Raw genomic sequence first — 17,802 nt, forward strand, 5'->3', positions numbered from 1 at the left:
CGGCACACAACACCCCAAGCCGAAGCAAGCGCTGAACGTACCGAAAGCGCTGAGCGGCCCAGCAGTGCCGAAAGTGCCGAAGCAAGCACTGAAGCAAGTATTGAGGCAAGCGCAGAGCCGAGCGCAGGGCCAAGCCTCGAAGAGCGCATCACCGGCGCCCTGGTCGGCGCCGCCGTCGGCGACGCCCTCGGCGGCCCGGTCGAGGGCTACACCCCGGAGCAGATCCTCGAACGCCACGGCGGCCGTGTCCACGGCATCGTCGGCCCCTGGAACGGCGACGGCTGGCGCACCGCCCGCCCCATCGCCCCATACCACAAGGGCGACGGCCACGTCACCGACGACACCTTGATGACCCACGCGCTTGTACGGGTGTACGACCGCGTACGCGACCACCTGGACGCGTACGCCGTCGCCGAGCACCTGGTGCCGGACATGATGACGACCCCGCGCTGGATCCCCGAACTGGAGGCGGAGGCCCTCCCCCTCCAACGGGTCTTCCTCGCCGAGAAGTGGCTCGTCGCCCGCATCCACTACGGCCACATCGACCCCCGCGAGGCCGGCACCGGCAACATCGTCAACTGCGGCGCCGCGATGTACATGGCCCCCGTCGGCCTGGTCAACGCCGCCAACCCGCTCGGCGCGTACGCCGAGGCCCTCGACATCGCGGGGGCCCACCAGTCGTCGTACGGCAGGGAGGCGGCGGGCGTGTTCGCGGCGGCGGTCGCGGCGGCGTGCACGCCGGGCGCGAGCCCCGAGTCGGTGATCGAGACCTGCCTCGCCGTGGCGAAGGACGGTACCCGCGCGGCGATCGAGTCCGTGGGCGAAGTGGCCCGCCGGTACACGGACTTCGAGTCGGCGCTACGGCCGCTCCGCGAGGCGGTGACCCCGTTCGACACGGTCGGCCCCGACTACCGCGCCCCCTCTCTCGGCGCCCGCCGCCCCTCCCGCCTCCACGCGATCGAGGAACTCCCCATCGCCCTGGGCATGTTGCTCGTGGCCCGCGGCGACTTCCGGCACGCCGTCCTGGGTTCGGTGAACTACGGCCGCGACTGCGACTCGATCGCCACGATGTCGGGCGCCCTCGCGGGCGCACTGGGCTCGGAGGTCCCGTCCGACTGGGCCAAGACAGTGGCGGAGGCAAGCCGTCTGGATCTGCACGCCCCCGCCCGGACGTTGACGGAGGTCACGCTCCGGATCCACACCCGGGACGTACACCGCCGCCGCGCCCACGAGTCCGCCTTCACCACCCTGGCCCCGGTCCGGTGACCCCCCTCCGCCTCACCTGGGTCCAACCGGAAGACCTCCTCGGCCACGAGCTCCGCCAGGCCCGCCAGGACGGCCGCGCACCCTCGGCCATCGCCGCCCGCTGGCATGCGGCGGGCGGCCCCCCGGCTCCGCTGCGCGCCGGCGCCTCCCCGGAACGGGTGTCCCGCTACCTCCGCCAGCTCGCCGAGGACCTGCTCGACGAACTGGCGGACCTGCCCAGCAGCTTGGCGGAGAGTGAGCCGACGGAGCTGAGCAGGATCAAGGCCCTGTGCGAGAACTGGCCCGTCCGCCCCTCCCACCCGTCCCACCCTGCGGCCGGTCGTACCGCCGGGGCCGCCAGGGCCGCCAGGGCCGCCAGGGCCGCCAGGGCCGCCAGGGCCGCCAGGGCCGCCAGGGCCGCCAGGGCCTCGGAGGCCTCCGAGGCCTCCGAGGCAGCCCGGGGGGCACAGATGTGCGCAGGCGGCACGCTGTCAGCACCGGTCAGCGCAACGCCCGGGGGTCCGGGGGCGGAGCCCCCAGCTTCGGGACGGGGCGGGCTCGGGGAAGAAACCCCTCCCAGCCCGGCCGCCTACCTCCCCCGCCTCGAAGCCGCATGGCTGGGCCGAGCCGCCGGGTGCCTCCTCGGCAAACCCGTGGAGAAACTCCCCCTCACAGCCATCCGCCAACTCGCCGCCTCCACCGGCAACTGGCCCCTGACCACCTGGTTCACCGCCCGAGGCGTCCCCCCGGACCTCCTCGCCACCCACCCCTGGAACCGCCGCTCGGCCCCCACCTCCCTCGCCGAGAACATCGACGGCATGCCCGAGGACGACGACCTCAACTACCCCCTCCTCAACCTCCTCCTGCTCGCCCGCCACGGCCGTGACTTCACCACCACCGACGTAGCGACCCTCTGGCTGGACGAACTCCCCGCAGGCCGCACCTTCACCGCCGAACGCATCGCCTACCGCAACCTCCTCACCGGCATCGAGCCACCTCACACGGCCCGCCACCGCAACCCGTTCCGCGAATGGATCGGCGCCCTGATCCGGGCGGACGTCCACGGCTGGACCAACCCCGGCGACCCGGCCACCGCGGCCGAACAGGCCCACCGCGACGCCACCCTCACCCACACCGCGAACGGCGTCTACGCGGCGATGTTCATCGCGGCCACCATCGCGGAAGCGGCCACCGGCGCCCATGACGTCCACCACTGCCTGCGTACCGGCCTCAAGGTCGTCCCCCCGGACTCCCGCCTGGCGAAGGCGATCACCCACGCCCTCCGACTCAGCAGGGAGACAAGCGACTTCGACACGGTCGTCGACGAACTCCACAACACCTACGCCGACCACCACTGGGTCCACGCCCTCCCCAACACGGCCCTGCTCACCGCCGCCCTCACGCACGCGGACGGCGACTTCGCGGCCTCCATCTGCCGTGCGGTGTCCGGCGGTTGGGACACCGACTCCAACGGCGCGACGGCGGGCAGCATCGCGGGCCTCCTGACCGGCTCCCCGGACGCACTCCCCGACCGCTGGACGACCCCCCTCAAGAACCGCCTGGCCACCTCGATCGCCGACTTCAACGGCATCGGCTTCGACACCCTGGCCCACCTCACCCTCCGGGAGACCCCCCACCCATGACGCAGGCGTACGACCCCCCGCTCTCCCACCTCCGCGTCCTCGACCTCGCCACCCTCTTCGCCGGCCCCCTCGCCGCCACGATGCTCGGCGACTTCGGCGCGGAGGTCATCAAGGTCGAGCACCCCACGAAGCCGGACCCGTCCCGCGGCCACGGCCCGTCGAAGGACGGCGTGGGCCTGTGGTGGAAACTGCTGGGCCGCAACAAGCGCACACTGACGCTGAACCTCTCCACCCCCGGCGGCCGGGACACCCTCCTCCGCCTCGCCGCCACCGCCGATGTGATCATCGAGAACTTCCGTCCCGGCACCCTGGAGAAATGGGGCCTGGGCTGGAAGGAGCTGTCGGCGGCGAACCCACGCCTGGTCCTCGCCCGGGTCACCGGCTTCGGCCAGTTCGGCCCGTACGCGCACCGCCCCGGCTTCGGCACACTCGCCGAGGCGATGAGCGGCTTCGCCGCGATCACCGGCGAGCCGGACGCCCCACCGGTCCTGCCGCCCTTCGGCCTGGCAGACTCGATCGCGGGTCTGGCGACGGCGTACGCGGTGATGACCGCGCTCGCCGCCCGTGACCGTACCGGCGAGGGACAGACGGTCGACATGGCGATCATCGAGCCGATCCTCACCGTCCTCGGCCCCCAGCCCCTCTGGTACGACCAACTGGGCCACGTCCAGCCCCGCACGGGCAATCGCTCCGCCAACAACGCGCCCCGCAACACCTACCGGACGGCGGACGGTTCCTGGGTGGCCGTCTCCACCTCGGCCCAGTCGATCGCGGAGCGGGTGATGCGCCTGGTCGGCCGCCCCGAGCTGATCGACGAGCCCTGGTTCGGTTCGGGGGCGGACCGGGCCCGTCACGCGGACGTCCTGGACGAGGCGGTCGGCGCGTGGATCGCCCGGCACACCCGGGAGGAGGTCATCGAGGCGTTCGAGAAGGCGGAGGCGGCGGTCGCCCCCATCCAGGACGTACGCGAGGTGATGACCGACCCCCAGTACCGCGCCCTGGACACGATCACGACCGTCGACGACCCCGAACTCGGCCCCCTGCGCATGCAGAACGTCCTCTTCCGCCTCTCCGCGACCCCCGGCGCGATCCGCTGGGCGGGCCGCCCGCACGGCGCCGACACGGACTCGGTCCTGACCGAACTCGGCCTGTCCGGACCGGACATCGAGACCCTCCGTCAGGAGGGCGCCCTGTGACCCTCCAGTCGACGACACCATTTCCCCTGACCTGGCTGTACGTCCCCGGCGACCGCCCGGAGGTGGTGACCAAGGCCCTGGCCTCCGGCGCGGACGTGGTGATCGTGGACCTGGAGGACGCGGTGGTCCCCGACCGCAAGGACTACGCCCGCGCGGCCACGGCCGAACTGCTCTCGGCCCGGCCACCCGTCCCGGTCCACGTACGCGTGAACGCCCTGAACACCCCGCAGGCCGAGGAGGACCTCAAGGCCCTCTCCCCCCTCCCCGGACTGACGGCCTTCCGCCTCCCGAAGATCACGTCTCCCGTCGAGATCGCGAGGGTCGCGGAGCGAACCGCGCCCGCGGAAGGGGGAGCGATCCCCCTGTACGCCCTCCTCGAATCGGCCCTGGGCGTGGAACGGGCCTACGACGTCGCCACCGCCCACCCCGCCCTCCAGGGCATCGCCCTCGGCGAGGCGGACCTCCGAGCCGACCTGGCCGTCCGCCACGACCAGGCCCTCGACTGGCCCCGCTCCCGAGTGATCCTCGCCGCCCGCGCCGCGGGCCTGCCCTCCCCCGCCCAGTCGATCTACCCGGACACGAAGGACCTCGGAGGCCTGGCCGCCTCCTCCGCCCACGGCCGAGCCCTGGGCTTCCTCGGCCGCGCCGCCATCCACCCCCGCCAACTCCCGGTGATCGAACGCGCCTACGCCCCCACCGCGCGGGAAATCGAGTCGGCCGAGGAAACCCTCGAAGCCGCGACCAGCGACCCCGGCGCCCAGGCCCTCCCCGACGGCCGCTTCATCGACCCGGCCGTCGTGGCCGCCGCCCACAGAACCCTGTCCCTCGCCAACCGCCCCACCAGACGCTGATCCGCCCCCGCCGCCCCTACCCGTCCCGTCCCGTCCCGTCCTTCAGGGGCTACGCCCCTTCAACCCCCCGGTGCGGGTCCGGTGGGGGCTGGTCGCGCAGTTCCCCGCGCCCCTGAGAAGCAGGGGCTGCGCCCCTTGCTTCTTTCTGCGGCCCGATGGCCGCGTCGTCTCCAGGCCCGCAGGGCCTGGTCTTTCAGGGGCGCGGGGAACTGCGCGAGAAGCCCCACCGAACCCGCACCCGCCCCACGACCTCAGTCACCCCGCCCCCGCCCGTCTCCCCATCCACCCCGAAACCCAAAAAACCAAAAACCCACCCGCCCCGAAAGGGGCGGGTGGGTGGGGAACATCCGACACGGAGCGGCGGATCACAGCGACCGGAGCGATACCTCAGCTCTTCTCAGCGGACTCGGCCTTCTTCTTCTCGCCCCCGGAGCCGGAGGCCTCCGCATCCTTCTCGGCCTTCGCATCGGCCTCACCCGAAGGCTCCGCCGACTCCGAGTCCCCGTCGTCCTGCTGCTCGCCCTTCTCCAGGTCCGCCGCGGCAGCACCCTCGTCCCCGTCACCGTCGGAGGCACCCGGCTCGACGACCTCTTCCCGCCCCGGCCGCTTCCGGGCCGACAGGACGATGTAGATCACGGCGAGGATGAAGACGAACAGCGCGGTCCAGTTGTTGAGGCGCAGCCCGAGGATGTGGTGGGCGTCGTCGACCCGCATGTACTCGATCCAGAACCGCCCCGCGCAGTACGAGGCGACGTACAGGGCGAACGCCCGCCCGTGCCCGAGCTTGAAGCGCCGGTCGGCCCAGATGACGAGGACCGCGACACCGATGCACCACAGCGACTCGTAGAGGAAGGTCGGGTGGTAGGTGCCCGGCACCCGCCCGTCCGTGGAGGACGTGATCTCCAGGGCCCACGGCACATCCGTCCGCTCCCCGTACAGCTCCTGGTTGAACCAGTTGCCCCACCGCCCGATCGCCTGCGCCAGGGCGATGCCGGGCGCGACGGCGTCGGCGTACGCGGGCAGCGGGATGCCGCGCCGACGGCACCCGATCCACGCGCCCACCGCCCCGAGGGCGATCGCGCCCCAGATGCCGAGGCCGCCCTCCCAGACCTTGAAGGCGTCCACCCAGTCACGGCCCTCGCTGAAGTACAGCTCGTAGTCCGTGATCACGTGGTAGAGGCGCCCGCCGATCAGACCGAACGGCACGGCCCAGACCGCGATGTCGGCGACCGTGCCGGCCCGTCCGCCCCGCGCGACCCAGCGTTTGTTGCCGAGCCAGACGGCCACGAAGACACCGATGATGATGCAGAAGGCGTAGCCGCGCAGCGGGACGGGACCGAGGTACAGCACCCCGCGCGACGGGCTGGGAATGTAGGCAAGTTCCATGGCAGGGTCGACGCTACCCTGCCGGGCCCGGCCGACGGCAGGCACCCCGGCAACGGGTCCATAACGCCGTACCCCTCCTGCCTTGACGCCCCACGGCCCCCCGCAGCCCCTCGGCTCACACGCGACTCACCCCTGGGCCTTCGCCTCGACCATCTGCTTCAGCTTGGCGGGGGTCATGGACTGGTCCGCGTAGATGTTGGTGCCGTTGAGGAAGACGCTGGGTGTGCCGGAGAAGCCGCCCTTCTGGAAGGCCTCGTTCGACTTGGCTACCCAGCTGTCGTGCGTACCGTCCTCGACGCAGGTGCGGAAGGCGGCGGTGTCCAGCCCGTCCACCTTCTTCGCCAGGTCGAGGAGCTTGGCCTCACTGGCGAAGTCGTCGCTCGTCTCGGCGGGCTGGTTCTGGAAGAGCACGTCGTGGTACGCCGGGAACCTGCCCTCGTTCTGCGCGCACGCCGCGGCGTTGGCGGCCTTGCGGGAGCCGCTGCCGCCCATGTTCCCGTCGATCAGGGTGGCGAGGTGGTACTCGACCTTGAGCTTTCCGGCCTCGGTCAGCTCGTGGACCGTCGAGCGGTAGGCGTCCTCGAAGGACTTGCAGGCCGGGCAGCGGAAGTCCTCCCAGACCGAGAGGGTCGACTTCGCGCCGGTGTCCCCGACGGGAATCGCGAGGCTGTCCTCGCCGTTGGCCCCCGAGGGCGCCACGACCGGGCCCGCGGTGTCGGCGTCGTCGTCCTTGCCGGCGTTCGCCGCGACGACGCCGATCACGGCGGCCAGCCCCAGCACGCACAGCACCGCGGCGCCCACGATCAGCACCCGACGGCGCTTCTCGGCGGCCTTCTGCTTCTCGCGCTCCTCCGCCAGGCGTTCCCGGGCGGTGCGCTTTCCCTCACGGTTCTTCTCGCTCACATCCCGCAGAACGAACCGGGGAGGCGCACCGCGCCTCCCCGATCCCACTTCCACCCGTTCGGGTGAGCGGATGACCCGTTACGTCCAGTGATCCCCGTACGACAAACGGGTGAACGTCACGAGCCCCCTCGGCGCGCCGGGGCACACACCGGTCACGCGCCCCGGCGTACGCCCTTCGCCAGGTCGCCCGCCAGTTCCCGTACGGCGTCCAGACCGGCGGCCTCGTCGGGCGCGTCCAGCATCCGCTTCACGAACGCGGAGCCGACGATCACGCCGTCGGCGAACCCGGCGACCTCCGCGGCCTGCTCGGCGTTGGAGACGCCGAGGCCGACGCAGACCGGCAGGCCCGAGCCCGTGGCCCGGGTGCGTTCCACCAGGTCCTGGGCCTGCGCTCCCACCGATTCCCGGGTGCCCGTGACACCCATCAGCGAAGCCGCGTAGACGAAGCCGCTGCCCGCCGCGGTGATCTCCGCGAGCCGGGCGTCCTTGCTGCTGGGCGCGACCACGAAGACCGTGCCGAGCCCGTGCTTCTCCGCGTGCTCCCTCCACAGCGCCGACTCCTGGACGGGCAGGTCGGGCAGGATGCAGCCCGCGCCGCCCGCCTGAGCGAGCTCGGCCGTGAAGCGCTCGACGCCGTAGCGGTCGATGGGGTTCCAGTACGTCATGACGAGTACGGGCTTCCCGGTGGCCTCGAAGGTCTCCCGGACCGTACGCATCACGTCCGCGATCTTGACGCCGCCGCGCAGGGCGATGTCGTCGGCGGTCTGGATGACGGGACCGTCGAGGACCGGGTCGCTGTGCGGCAGCCCGACCTCGACGACGTCGGCGCCACCCTCGAAGACCGCCTTGATGGCGGCGATACCGCCGTCGACGGTCGGGAACCCGGCCGGCAGATAGGCGATCAGCGCGGACCGCTCCTCCGCCTTGGCGGCGGCGAGGGTGTCACTCAACAGCTGGATGTTCCCGCTCACTTGGCGTCCCCCTCGATCTCGGCGAGATCGGCCGCGTCGGCGGCGACCTCGGCGTCGGCACCGGTTTCGTACAGGCCGAAGTAGCGCGCGGCCGTGTCCATGTCCTTGTCGCCGCGCCCGGACAGGTTGACGACGATCAGCCCGTCCTTGCCCAGTTCCCTGCCGACCTCCAGGGCACCGGCGAGCGCGTGGGCGCTCTCGATGGCCGGGATGATGCCCTCAGTGCGCGACAGCAGACGCAGCGCCTGCATGGCCGCGTCGTCGGTGACCGCGCGGTACTCGCCGCGACCGCTGTCCTTGAGGTACGCGTGTTCGGGGCCGATGCCCGGGTAGTCGAGCCCCGCGGAGATCGAGTAGGGCTCGGTGATCTGCCCTTCCTCGTCCTGCAGGACGTAGGAGCGCGAGCCGTGCAGGATGCCCGGCTCGCCGGCGGTCAGCGTGGCCGCGTGCTCACCGGTCTCGATGCCGTGACCCGCGGGTTCACAGCCGATGAGGCGTACGTCGGCGTCCGGGATGAAGGCGTGGAAGAGCCCGATCGCGTTGGACCCGCCGCCGACACAGGCGACGGCGGCGTCGGGCAGCCGTCCGGCGCGTTCGAGGATCTGCCGCCGTGCCTCGACCCCGATCACCCGGTGGAAGTCGCGGACCATGGCGGGGAAGGGGTGGGGCCCGGCCACGGTCCCGAACAGGTAGTGCGTGCGGTCGACGTTGGCGACCCAGTCCCGGAACGCCTCATTGATGGCGTCCTTGAGGGTCCGGGAGCCGGACTTCACGGCGACGACCTCGGCGCCCAGCATGCGCATGCGGGCGACGTTCAGGGCCTGCCGCTGGGTGTCGATCTCGCCCATGTAGATCGTGCAGTCGAGGCCGAAGAGCGCGCAGGCCGTGGCGGTGGCGACGCCGTGCTGGCCCGCGCCCGTCTCGGCGATGACCCGTGTCTTGCCCATGCGCTTGGTGAGCAGGGCCTGCCCGAGCACGTTGTTGATCTTGTGCGAACCGGTGTGGTTCAGGTCCTCGCGCTTGAGGAACACCCGCGCGCCACCGGCGTGCTCGGCGAACCGGGGCACCTCGGTGAGCGAACTGGGCCGCCCCGTGTAGTGCACGAGCAGATCGTCGAGTTCACGCGCGAACTCGGGGTCGTGCTTCGCCTTGTCGTACTCCACGGCGACCTCGTCCACGGCGGCGACGAGCGCCTCCGGGATGAACTTGCCGCCGAACGCGCCGAAATACCCCTCGGCACTGGGAACCTGACCCTCGGGGTCGGGAATGAAGAACTCACTGGACATGCGGTTACCTCGCAGGGGCGTAGCCCCGTCGTTGGTCGGACTATGGCTCACAGTGATCACGTACGCGCACGCCGTTCCCCTTCGCCGGAAGCGGGTTCCGAGCAGCGGGAGCGTCCGAACACCGGGCCTCGCCCCGGCAGTCGGGATGCTCCACGGCACCGGGAACGTCCCACGGCACTCGGGACACCCGGAGCGCTCAGGAGGCCCGCAGCGCTCGGGAGGCCCGAGGAGCTCGGGACGGCCGCAGATCCGCGGAAGCCGCCACCCGCCGTCCCGATCCACCCGCCGCGACGGCGGGCTGCCACGGGGCGGCGATCGGCGGTGCCGAACCGGCCGGAAGTGCCCTCACCGATCGCCGGGGACGAAACACCCGGCGTTCACGGAAGGGAGAGGCGGCTCAGCTGCCCGCGGGGAGTCGGCGCGCACGAGTCCGGGGCCATCGCATGCCGTTCACCTGGCCCGGCTCGTCGCCGATGACGTACCGGACCCGGCGCCCGTGGACGCGGCGGGCGGGCGCCCGGCAGCCACGGGGACGGCACCCGCGCGCGAGGCGGGCGTAGGGGTCCCTGGTCGTCATGGAGATCGAGAACATCGGGGCACAGCGTACCGGCCCCGGATCACCCATGTGGGCGACATCGGCCGGCACGGGCGACGAGACCGTGTCCGATGGCGCGTCCGATGCCGCGTCCGACCGCGCGCACCCCGCCGCCCCGGCGGGGGCGAACCCCGGCCGGTCGGCGGCGAAGGCGCGGCTGGTCATGGCCGGGTCAGCCCCGCCCGTGCCGCAGCGCCGGGTGCTCGCCCGCGGCGACGAGGTCGGCGACGGCGGTCTTGGGGTCCTTGCCGGTGACGAGGGACTCGCCCACCAGGACCGCGTCGGCGCCGGCGTTGGCGTAGGCGATGAGGTCGTGCGGGCCCCGCACGCCGGACTCGGCGATCTTGACGATGGAGTCGGGGATCTCGGGGGCGACCCGTTCGAACGTGGTGCGGTCGACCTCGAGGGTCTTGAGGTTGCGCGCGTTGACGCCGATCACACGGGCACCCGCGTCGACCGCGCGTTCGACCTCGTCCTCGTCATGGACCTCGACGAGCGGGGTCAGGCCGATGGACTCGGCGCGCTCGATCAGCGACTCCAGCGCCGGCTGGTCGAGGGCCGCGACGATCAGCAGGACCACATCGGCGCCGTACGCCCGGGCCTCCCACAGCTGGTAGGAGGTGACGATGAAGTCCTTGCGCAGGACGGGGATGTCCACGCGCGCGCGGACGGCCTCCAGATCGGCCAGCGAGCCGCCGAAGCGGCGCTGTTCGGTGAGGACGGAGATGATCGCCGCGCCGCCCGCCTCGTAGTCGGCCGCGAGGCCGGCCGGGTCGGCGATCGCGGCGAGCGCGCCCTTGGAGGGGCTGGACCGCTTGACCTCGCAGATCACCTTGACGCCGTCGCCGCGCAGCGCGGCCACGCCGTCCTTGGCCGCCGGAGCCTTCGCCGCGCGCTCCTTGAGCTCGTCGAGGCTGACGCGCGCCTGCCGCTCCGCGAGGTCGGCACGGACTCCGTCGATGATCTCGTCGAGCACACTCACGCGAGCGGCCCCCTTTCAGACGGTGAAAATCGGTGACAACGTTTGACGGTCATGTATTGACAGTCGAGCGGTTCTCAGGGTTCAGGCAGTTCACTGCGATGGTATCCGGAGGAAGGCGTAGGCCTCGCATCCGGTTGACGGCGGTCCCACTACCTGGACGTTCGCCGTTTGATCAAGGATGCAGCCAGCCACCGAACGGCAAGTTCCGGACAACCGTGAAGACCAGCGCCAACGCGCCGATCGACCACATGTGGACAGGGCCGAACCGGAGGCGCAGGGGTCGCCCGCGCGCCGCATGGACCACCCAGACGGTCCACAGCACCGCGAAGCCCAGGAAGCCCGCCACGGCCAGCGCGTTGTCGGTGACGGCGGTCGCGATGTCCCCGTGGGCGAAGGCGTGCGCACTGCGCAGGCCGCCGCAGCCGGGGCAGTAGAGGCCGGTGAAACGCCACAGCGGGCAGACCGGGTAGTGGCCGGGCTCGTTGGGGTCCACGGCCGCGACGTACGCGAAGGCACCGCCGACGGCCGCGAGTACTGCGGCGGGCACCCAGAGCCCGCCCCACGCGCGGCCCGTGTCGCGGCCACGGCCCGCGTCGACGGCGGTCGCATCGGCCGTTCCGGTACGCGGCGGTGGCGCGGCGGGCTGAGTCTCGGCGTTCACACACCGCATTCTGCCCCGCGCGGGGCGTACGCGCGCGAGAGGGGCGCCCCGGCGATGGTGCCGGACGCCCCTCACCCGGAAGTCAGCTCTTGGCGCCGGCCGGCTCGGGGGTCGTCGCGGCGGCGGTGCGTACCGTCGCCGTCTCGTACACGGCGTGTGCGTCCTTCGGCTGGCCCATGCCCATGGCGCGCATGACCATGCCGACGACGCCGCCGAGGACGACGATGACCATGCCGGCCCAGAATCCCAGCGGCTGGGCCATCACCATGTAGGCGCCCGAGACGCAGAAACCGATGAAGGCGATGGTGACGCCGGTCCAGGCGGCCGGGGTGTGACCGTGGCTGCTGCCCGCCATGACTTGCTCCTCGTTGTTCATTGCGTGGTGCTCGATGCGTGTCGCTCGATGCCTGTGCTGAGTCGGACGCTCGTCGTCCATTGTCCCGTACGTGTACGAGTGCCTTGAGCGGGGGTGTCCACTCCCGCTTCCCGCCCCCCAGGCCCTAGGCCGGGTCGGGGCCCGTGGGGTCCTCACCTCGGTCCAGGGCCTTCCACATGTCCTCGGGCCGGTCGGGGTCGACGGGCTTGGCCTTGCGGGGCCGGGGGGTGCCGTCGCGCTCGTAGCGGCCGGACATCGTGGGCCACAGGCGTCCGTAGCGGAGCGCGAGCAGCCCGGCGAGCAGGATGAGCGCGCCGCCGACGGCCGCGACGTACGGCCAGCCGGTGTGGCTGAGCGCGTCGACGGTCGCGGCGCTGTCGCCGGAGGCCTCGGCCGCCTTGTCGTCGAGCGCCGAGCTGTCGTACGCGCCGAGCAGCGCGGCGGCGATCGTGCCCGCGCCGGAGAGGGCGAGCAGGACGGCGACCAGGACGCGCCCGGACCGGCGTACGGCGAAGACGGCGACGAGCGCGGCGAGGCCCACTATGGCCAGGGACGCCGGCACGCCCGTGACGTCGCTGCCCCTGACGGTCAGCGGGAAGGGGCCGCCGGCCACCGTGATGGTGCCCTCCGACCAGCGCTGACGGGTGGCGAGCAGCACGACGGCCGCGCCGAGGGCACCGCTGAGCAGCGCCAGTGCGAGGCTGCGCCGGCCGGAGCGGAGAGACGCGGGTTCGGATCGGGGGTGAGGTACTGCGGTCACGTGGTCCACTATCGCCTGCCCCCCGGGTGGGTTGTCACCCGGGGTTGACGTGAGAAGCGCCCTATTGTCCGAGTCGGTTGGCCGTGTGCACCGCGCGCAGGACCGCCGCGGCCTTGTTGCGGCACTCGGTGTCCTCGGCTACGGGGTCGGAGTCGGCGACGATGCCGGCGCCGGCCTGGACGTACGCCGTGCCGTCCCGCAGGAGGGCCGTGCGGATGGCGATGGCGGTGTCGGAGTCGCCCGCGAAGTCGAGATAGCCGACGCAGCCGCCGTAGAGGCCCCGGCGGGACGGCTCCAGTTCGTCGATGATCTGCATGGCGCGCGGCTTCGGGGCTCCGGAGAGGGTGCCGGCGGGGAAGCAGGCGGTCAGGACGTCGAAGGCCGTCCGGCCCGGCGCGACCCTGCCGGTGACGGTGGACACGATGTGCATCACGTGCGAGTACCGCTCGACGGACATGAAGTCGACGACCTCGACCGAGCCCGGTTCGCAGACCCGGCCCAGGTCGTTGCGGCCCAGGTCGACGAGCATCAGGTGCTCGGCGCGCTCCTTGGGGTCGGCGAGCAGTTCGTCGGCGAGGGCCTGGTCCTCCTGCGGGGTCGCGCCCCGGTGCCGGGTGCCGGCGATGGGGTGGACCATGGCCTGCCCGTCCTCGACCTTGACCAGGGCCTCGGGGGAGGACCCGACGACGTCGAAGCCGTCGAACCGGAACAGGTACATGTACGGGGAGGGGTTGGTCGCCCGGAGGACCCGGTAGACGTCCAACGCGCTTGCCGTGCACGGCGTTTCGAAGCGCTGCGAGGGGACGACCTGGAAGGCCTCGCCGGCCCGGATGCGCTCCTTGATGTCCTCGACGGCCTCCTGGAAGTCGGGGCCGCCCCACAGCGCGGTGTACTCGGGCAGCTCGGAGGGCGGGAGGGCCGCCGGGGGCTGGGCGACGGGCCGGGCGAGGTCGGTCTGCATGGCGTCGAGGCGGGCGACGGCGTCGGCGTAGGCCTCGTCGACGCCGGTGTCCAGGTCGTTGTGGTTGATGGCGTTGGCGATCAGCAGGACCGAGCCCTCCCAGTGGTCCATGACCGCCAGGTCGCTCGTCAGCAGCATGGTCAGCTCGGGCAGCCGGAGGTCGTCCCGCTCGCCGGGGCCGATCTTCTCCAGGCGGCGCACGATGTCGTAGCCGAGGTAGCCGACCATGCCGCCGGTGAAGGGCGGCATGCCCTCCTGGTGGGGGGTGTGGAGCGCCTCGATGGTGGCGCGCAGCGCGGCCAGGGGGTCGCCGTCCGCCGGGACGCCGACGGGCGGGGTGCCGAGCCAGTGGGCCTGGCCGTCGCGGGCGGTGAGGGTGGCGTGGCTGCGGACGCCCACGAAGGAGTAGCGAGACCATTTGAATGCCGTGCGGCCGTTCTCCGCCGACTCCAGGAGGAACGTACCGGGGCGCTCGGCGGCGAGCTTGCGGTAGAGCCCGACCGGGGTGTCGCCGTCGGCGAGGAGCTTGCGGCTGACGGGGATGACCCGGCGGTCGGTGGCCAGCTTGCGGAACGTCTCGAGGTCCATGGCGGCTGACCTTACTGATCCAGTGACGGTACGTCGGAATCGGCGCCGCCCTCGACGGCCTTGAGGACGTCCTCGTCGAAGCAGGTGCGGGCGCCGGTGTGGCAGGCGGCGCCGACCTGGTCGACCTTGACGAGGACGGTGTCGGCGTCGCAGTCCAGGGCGACGGACTTCACCCACTGGAAGTGGCCGGAGGTGTCGCCCTTCACCCAGTACTCGCGGCGGCTGCGCGACCAGTACGTGCAGCGCCCGGTGGTGAGCGTGCGATGCAGGGCCTCGTCGTCCATCCAGCCGAGCATGAGCACCTCACCGGTGTCGTACTGCTGGGCGATGGCGGGCAGGAGCCCGTCGGCGCCGCGCTTGAGGCGCGCGGCGATCCGGGGGTCCAGCGCGCTGGGAGTGCCGGGGCCGGTGGGGACTCCGGGACTACGGGGGCTGCTGGAGGACGGCGTGCTGGTCATGCGTGCCATTGTGCCGCGCCGCGTCGACCGGCCTCGCCCGTTGTCCACAGGCCGGACCTTCTTGTCGTACGAACGGCAACCCGCCCCCGCATCCTCTGTTCCGCATCCCCTGTTCCGCTGTTCCGCATCCCCTGTTCCGCATCGCCACCACGCACCGCCACGACGCATCGGCCGGGACCTGCGCTGGGCGGAGCGGCGGTCCGGTCGTAGGCTGGCTGACATGTCGACCCATGCCAAGCGTGAACGGCTTCTCTTCGCCGACCTGTTGGAGACAGCGGGCCCTGATGCTCCCACCCTGTGCGAGGGCTGGACGACCCGTGATCTGGCCGCGCACGTGGTGGTGCGCGAGCGCCGCCCCGACGCCGCCGGGGGCATCCTCATCAAGCAGCTCGCGTCGCGCCTGGACCGGGTGATGGAGGAGTTCGCCGCGAAGCCGTACGAGGAGCTGATCCAGCTCGTGCGTACCGGTCCGCCGCGTTTCTCGCCCTTCTCCCTCAAGCAGATCGACGAGGCGTCGAACACGATCGAGTTCTATGTCCACTCCGAGGACATCCGCCGCGCCCAGCCCGACTGGTCCCCGCGCGAACTCGACCACGTCTTCCAGGACGCCCTCTGGTCCCGTCTGGAGCGCACCGCCCGCCTCATGGGCCGCGGCGCCCCCACCGGTCTGGTCCTGCGCCGCCCCGACGGCCAGACCGCGGTGGCCCACCGCGGCGCCCCCGTCGTCACCGTCACCGGCGAGCCCTCCGAGTTGCTGCTGTTCCTGTACGGCCGCCAGCAGGTGGCCGACGTGGAACTGGAGGGCGAGAAGGACGCGATCGCCAAGCTGCACGAGACGAAGCAACTGGGGATCTGAACGTCGGGGATCCGAGCGTGGGGATCCGAGCCGGGCCGCCGTATGCCCGACCCGGCGCGGGCCCGCCGTATGTCCGATCCCGCGTACGGCGGCCCGCCGTACGCCCGACCCGGCGGAAAGCCCCGGCCTCCCTCAGGCGGCCGGGGCTCGAACGGAGCGGAGCGCGACGTCACCGCACAGGGTGGCCCGCCCCCCGCAGCGCGTCCTTGACCTCGCCGATGCGCAGGTCGCCGAAGTGGAAGACGGAGGCGGCGAGGACGGCGTCGGCGCCCGCCTCGATGGCCGGGGAGAAGTCCGCCAGCTTGCCGGCGCCGCCGGAGGCGATGACGGGGACGGTGACGTGCTTGCGGACGGCGGTGATCATCTCCAGGTCGTAGCCGTCCTTGGTGCCGTCCGCGTCCATCGAGTTGAGCAGGATCTCGCCGGCGCCCAGTTCGGCGGCCCGGTGGGCCCACTCGACGGCGTCGAGGCCGGTGCCCTTGCGGCCGCCGTGGGTGGTGACCTCGAAGGATCCGGATTCGGTCCGGCGGGCGTCGACCGAGAGCACCAGCACCTGGCGGCCGAACCGCTCGGCGATCTCACGGATCAGCTCGGGACGGGCGATCGCCGCCGTGTTGACGCCGACCTTGTCCGCGCCCGCGCGCAGGAGCTTGTCCACGTCCTCGGCCGTGCGGACGCCGCCGCCGACCGTCAGCGGGATGAAGACCTGCTCGGCGGTGCGGCGCACCACGTCGTAGGTCGTCTCGCGGTTGCCCGACGAGGCGGTGATGTCGAGGAACGTCAGCTCGTCGGCGCCCTCGGCGTCGTACACCTTGGCCATCTCGACGGGGTCGCCCGCGTCGCGCAGGTTCTGGAAGTTCACGCCCTTGACGACCCGGCCGTTGTCCACGTCCAGGCAGGGGATGACTCGGACCGCCAGGGTCATGAGATCCACGGCTCCTTAAAAGACCTGAGAAAGGCCTAACCTCTGAATGCTTCGACTTCTACTTCGACAAGGATGCGCGGGTCGACGAAACCGTCCACGACCAGCAGGGTCGCGGCCGGACGCACCGGGTCGAAGAGTTCCTTGTGGGCCCGCCCCACCTCTTCGACGTCCCGCATGTGCGTCAGGTACATCCGCGTACGGATCACGGACTCCGCCCCGAGTCCGAACTCGCCGAGCGCCTCGATCGCGCTGGTGAAGGCCACCTTGGCCTGCTCGTACGGGTCGCCCTCCCCGTACAGCACATCGCCCTTGAAGGCCGTGGTGCCCGCCACCAGGACGCGATCGCCCGCCGCGACGGCCCGCGCGGAACCGAAGGACTCCTCCCAGGGACTCCCGCTCTGCACCCGCCGCACGGCTTCGGACGCTTCGGACGTCATGACGACACAGCCTCCAGGGCCTCTTCCAGGGTGAACGCCTTCGCGTACAGGGCCTTCCCGACGATGGAGCCCTCGACACCGAGAGGCACCAGCTCGGCGATGGCGCGCAGGTCGTCGAGGGACGAGACGCCGCCGGACGCCACGACCGGACGGTCCGTGGCGGCGCACACATTGCGCAGCAGTTCCAGGTTGGGGCCCTGGAGGGTGCCGTCCTTGGCGATGTCCGTGACGACGTAGCGGGCGCAGCCCTCCTTGTCGAGGCGCTCCAGCGTCTCGTAGAGGTCGCCGCCGTCGCGGGTCCAGCCGCGGCCGCGCAGGGTCGTGCCCTTCACGTCCAGGCCCACCGCGATCTTGTCGCCGTGTTCGGCGATGACCTTGGCGACCCACTCGGGGGTCTCCAGGGCGGCGGTGCCGAGGTTGACCCGGGTGCAGCCGGTGGCCAGGGCCTTCGCCAGGGAGGCGTCGTCCCGGATGCCTCCGGACAGCTCGACCTTGATGTCCATCGCCCGGGTGACCTCGGCCACCAGCTCACGGTTGTCGCCGGTGCCGAACGCGGCGTCCAGGTCGACCAGGTGCAGCCACTCGGCGCCCGCGCGCTGCCAGGAGAGGGCGGCCTCCAGCGGGGAGCCGTAGGAGGTCTCGGTGCCGGACTCGCCGTGGACGAGCCGGACCGCCTGGCCGTCACGGACGTCGACGGCGGGAAGGAGTTCGAGCTTTGCCAT

Annotated in this window: 19 protein-coding genes; 5 read left to right on the forward strand and 14 right to left on the reverse strand. The window is 72.0% G+C overall.

Features of this window, described 5'->3' with window-relative positions:
* The first annotated feature begins 99 nt into the window (after nt 1-99).
* Genes OG202_RS13315 through OG202_RS13330 form a run of 4 tightly spaced genes read left to right on the forward strand, consistent with a single transcriptional unit; the run spans nt 100 to nt 4,935 of the window.
* Nucleotides 100-1,266: an ADP-ribosylglycohydrolase family protein gene (locus OG202_RS13315; protein ID WP_405896011.1), complete on the forward strand. Its 1,167-nt coding sequence runs from the start codon at nt 100-102 to the stop codon at nt 1,264-1,266.
* On the forward strand, nt 1,263-2,888 hold the full coding sequence (locus OG202_RS13320) for an ADP-ribosylglycohydrolase family protein (protein ID WP_328222794.1): 1,626 nt from the start codon (nt 1,263-1,265) through the stop codon (nt 2,886-2,888). The genes OG202_RS13315 and OG202_RS13320 overlap by 4 nt, the downstream gene beginning before the upstream one ends.
* The gene (locus OG202_RS13325) at nt 2,885-4,084 is read left to right on the forward strand and encodes a CaiB/BaiF CoA transferase family protein (RefSeq protein WP_327730189.1); all 1,200 of its coding nucleotides are present in this window, start codon (nt 2,885-2,887) and stop codon (nt 4,082-4,084) included. The genes OG202_RS13320 and OG202_RS13325 overlap by 4 nt, the downstream gene beginning before the upstream one ends.
* Nucleotides 4,081-4,935: an HpcH/HpaI aldolase/citrate lyase family protein gene (locus OG202_RS13330; protein WP_327730188.1), complete on the forward strand. Its 855-nt coding sequence runs from the start codon at nt 4,081-4,083 to the stop codon at nt 4,933-4,935. Before OG202_RS13325 ends, OG202_RS13330 begins: the two co-directional genes overlap by 4 nt.
* Before the next feature lie 387 nt (nt 4,936-5,322).
* Here the strand turns inward: OG202_RS13330 and lgt are convergent, their stop codons facing one another.
* The 11 genes from lgt to hisI form a co-directional block, all read right to left on the reverse strand.
* Nucleotides 5,323-6,321, reverse strand: a complete 999-nt coding sequence (gene lgt, locus OG202_RS13335) for a prolipoprotein diacylglyceryl transferase (protein WP_326583494.1) — start codon at nt 6,319-6,321, stop codon at nt 5,323-5,325.
* A 126-nt stretch (nt 6,322-6,447) separates the two neighbouring features.
* The gene (locus OG202_RS13340) at nt 6,448-7,224 is read right to left on the reverse strand and encodes a thioredoxin domain-containing protein (protein ID WP_327730186.1); all 777 of its coding nucleotides are present in this window, start codon (nt 7,222-7,224) and stop codon (nt 6,448-6,450) included.
* Between the two features lie 152 nt (nt 7,225-7,376).
* Entirely contained in the window at nt 7,377-8,195 is an 819-nt protein-coding gene (trpA, locus tag OG202_RS13345; RefSeq protein ID WP_327730185.1) for a tryptophan synthase subunit alpha, read from the reverse strand.
* Nucleotides 8,192-9,481 carry a tryptophan synthase subunit beta gene (gene trpB / locus OG202_RS13350; protein WP_326583491.1) on the reverse strand — a complete coding sequence of 430 codons (1,290 nt, stop codon included), beginning with the start codon at nt 9,479-9,481 and terminating at the stop codon, nt 8,192-8,194. Before trpB ends, trpA begins: the two co-directional genes overlap by 4 nt.
* Nucleotides 9,482-9,878: 397 nt before the next feature.
* Nucleotides 9,879-10,073 carry a tryptophan biosynthesis modulator TrpM gene (gene trpM / locus OG202_RS46490; protein ID WP_405896012.1) on the reverse strand — a complete coding sequence of 65 codons (195 nt, stop codon included), beginning with the start codon at nt 10,071-10,073 and terminating at the stop codon, nt 9,879-9,881.
* A gap of 175 nt (nt 10,074-10,248) precedes the next feature.
* Nucleotides 10,249-11,058 (reverse strand): indole-3-glycerol phosphate synthase TrpC, encoded by an 810-nt coding sequence (gene trpC, locus OG202_RS13355; protein WP_326583490.1) that lies wholly within the window; start codon nt 11,056-11,058, stop codon nt 10,249-10,251.
* Nucleotides 11,059-11,230: 172 nt separating this feature from the next.
* Nucleotides 11,231-11,728, reverse strand: a complete 498-nt coding sequence (locus OG202_RS13360; RefSeq protein ID WP_326583489.1) for a DUF2752 domain-containing protein — start codon at nt 11,726-11,728, stop codon at nt 11,231-11,233.
* A 73-nt stretch (nt 11,729-11,801) separates the two neighbouring features.
* Nucleotides 11,802-12,074 (reverse strand): HGxxPAAW family protein, encoded by a 273-nt coding sequence (locus OG202_RS13365; protein ID WP_326583488.1) that lies wholly within the window; start codon nt 12,072-12,074, stop codon nt 11,802-11,804.
* A 145-nt stretch (nt 12,075-12,219) separates the two neighbouring features.
* The gene (locus OG202_RS13370) at nt 12,220-12,864 is read right to left on the reverse strand and encodes a TIGR02234 family membrane protein (protein WP_326583487.1); all 645 of its coding nucleotides are present in this window, start codon (nt 12,862-12,864) and stop codon (nt 12,220-12,222) included.
* A gap of 52 nt (nt 12,865-12,916) precedes the next feature.
* A complete protein-coding gene (locus OG202_RS13375) occupies nt 12,917-14,404 on the reverse strand; it encodes an anthranilate synthase component I (protein WP_326583486.1) in 1,488 nt (495 codons plus the stop codon).
* An 11-nt stretch (nt 14,405-14,415) separates the two neighbouring features.
* Nucleotides 14,416-14,862 (reverse strand): phosphoribosyl-AMP cyclohydrolase, encoded by a 447-nt coding sequence (gene hisI, locus OG202_RS13380; RefSeq protein WP_327730184.1) that lies wholly within the window; start codon nt 14,860-14,862, stop codon nt 14,416-14,418.
* A gap of 220 nt (nt 14,863-15,082) precedes the next feature.
* On the opposite strand from hisI, the gene OG202_RS13385 reads away from it, so the two are divergent.
* Nucleotides 15,083-15,718 (forward strand): TIGR03085 family metal-binding protein, encoded by a 636-nt coding sequence (locus tag OG202_RS13385; protein WP_326583484.1) that lies wholly within the window; start codon nt 15,083-15,085, stop codon nt 15,716-15,718.
* A gap of 169 nt (nt 15,719-15,887) precedes the next feature.
* Here the strand turns inward: OG202_RS13385 and hisF are convergent, their stop codons facing one another.
* Genes hisF through priA form a run of 3 tightly spaced genes read right to left on the reverse strand, consistent with a single transcriptional unit; the run spans nt 15,888 to nt 17,802 of the window.
* Nucleotides 15,888-16,643: an imidazole glycerol phosphate synthase subunit HisF gene (gene hisF, locus OG202_RS13390; protein ID WP_326583483.1), complete on the reverse strand. Its 756-nt coding sequence runs from the start codon at nt 16,641-16,643 to the stop codon at nt 15,888-15,890.
* 35 nt (nt 16,644-16,678) lie between these two features.
* The gene (locus OG202_RS13395) at nt 16,679-17,080 is read right to left on the reverse strand and encodes a RidA family protein (RefSeq protein ID WP_328222795.1); all 402 of its coding nucleotides are present in this window, start codon (nt 17,078-17,080) and stop codon (nt 16,679-16,681) included.
* Nucleotides 17,077-17,802 carry a bifunctional 1-(5-phosphoribosyl)-5-((5-phosphoribosylamino)methylideneamino)imidazole-4-carboxamide isomerase/phosphoribosylanthranilate isomerase PriA gene (gene priA, locus OG202_RS13400; protein ID WP_327730182.1) on the reverse strand — a complete coding sequence of 242 codons (726 nt, stop codon included), beginning with the start codon at nt 17,800-17,802 and terminating at the stop codon, nt 17,077-17,079. Before priA ends, OG202_RS13395 begins: the two co-directional genes overlap by 4 nt.

It is taken from the genome of Streptomyces sp. NBC_00310 (assembly GCF_036208085.1).
Lineage (GTDB): Bacteria > Actinomycetota > Actinomycetes > Streptomycetales > Streptomycetaceae > Streptomyces.

Bases quoted from the DNA above. Each gene is read 5' to 3' on its own strand.
- OG202_RS13395 (WP_328222795.1), bottom strand. From the start codon at position 17,080: ATGACGTCCGAAGCGTCCGAAGCCGTGCGGCGGGTGCAGAGCGGGAGT.
- OG202_RS13360 (WP_326583489.1), bottom strand. From the start codon at position 11,728: ATGCGGTGTGTGAACGCCGAGACTCAGCCCGCCGCGCCACCGCCGCGT.
- OG202_RS13325 (WP_327730189.1), top strand. From the start codon at position 2,885: ATGACGCAGGCGTACGACCCCCCGCTCTCCCACCTCCGCGTCCTCGAC.
- lgt (WP_326583494.1), bottom strand. From the start codon at position 6,321: ATGGAACTTGCCTACATTCCCAGCCCGTCGCGCGGGGTGCTGTACCTC.
- priA (WP_327730182.1), bottom strand. From the start codon at position 17,802: ATGGCAAAGCTCGAACTCCTTCCCGCCGTCGACGTCCGTGACGGCCAG.
- OG202_RS13385 (WP_326583484.1), top strand. From the start codon at position 15,083: ATGTCGACCCATGCCAAGCGTGAACGGCTTCTCTTCGCCGACCTGTTG.
- trpM (WP_405896012.1), bottom strand. From the start codon at position 10,073: ATGTTCTCGATCTCCATGACGACCAGGGACCCCTACGCCCGCCTCGCG.
- hisI (WP_327730184.1), bottom strand. From the start codon at position 14,862: ATGACCAGCACGCCGTCCTCCAGCAGCCCCCGTAGTCCCGGAGTCCCC.
- trpB (WP_326583491.1), bottom strand. From the start codon at position 9,481: ATGTCCAGTGAGTTCTTCATTCCCGACCCCGAGGGTCAGGTTCCCAGT.
- hisF (WP_326583483.1), bottom strand. From the start codon at position 16,643: ATGACCCTGGCGGTCCGAGTCATCCCCTGCCTGGACGTGGACAACGGC.
- OG202_RS13365 (WP_326583488.1), bottom strand. From the start codon at position 12,074: ATGGCGGGCAGCAGCCACGGTCACACCCCGGCCGCCTGGACCGGCGTC.
- OG202_RS13375 (WP_326583486.1), bottom strand. From the start codon at position 14,404: ATGGACCTCGAGACGTTCCGCAAGCTGGCCACCGACCGCCGGGTCATC.